1 protein-coding gene is annotated in these 620 nt (G+C 45.0%); it reads right to left on the reverse strand.

Annotated elements, in window-relative coordinates; translation table 11 throughout:
- Positions 1-526, reverse strand: a 526-nt coding sequence (locus tag A3751_RS19490) for an ABC transporter substrate-binding protein (protein ID WP_369821263.1), incomplete at its 3' end; no start/stop codon positions are given.
- Between the last annotated feature and the right edge of the window lie 94 nt (positions 527-620).

A 620-nucleotide genomic window follows, 5' to 3' on the forward strand; every position in this document is an offset into this window, starting at 1 on the left:
CGATCACATCGAAGTCAAACTCTCTGAGTCGATTGATATACTGCGTTGTATCAACAACAGATATACGCGACGTTATACCAAGCCTCTGAAGGTTCTTGATAAACGGCTGGATAACACGCTCAAAGTCTTTTTGAAACATCAAGAACTCGAGTTCCAGCGGTTTTCCGTTTTTATCTAGCCTTTTGCCATCTTTTACTGGAAAACCAGCTTCGTCTAATAGTTTCATGGCTGCGCGGAGGTTTTTTCTCAACGAGCTCGGTTTTGCGGTAGTTGGAACGGTAAATTCTTTTTCAAATACTTCGGTTGGTAGTTGCTCTTTATAGCGGCTTAGGATCTCTAGTTCTTCACCTTCCGGTAGGCCAGAGGACGCCAATTCAGAATTTTCGAAGTAACTGGAGGTCCGTTGATACTGAGAGTGGAACAGGTTTTGGTTTGTCCATTCGAAGTCAAAAGCGAAGGATAGGGCATGGCGCACTTGGCTATTTGACAATGTGGGGCGCCTGGAATTGAGCACAAACGCTTGCATGCCGGAAGGTCGTTCGTGTTTGACCTCTTCTTTTATGAGTTCACCTGTTTCGAATAGCTTTCCTTCATATTGTGTAGCCCAGTTTCGCGCAGTG

Source organism: Oleiphilus sp. HI0080 (assembly GCF_001635135.1).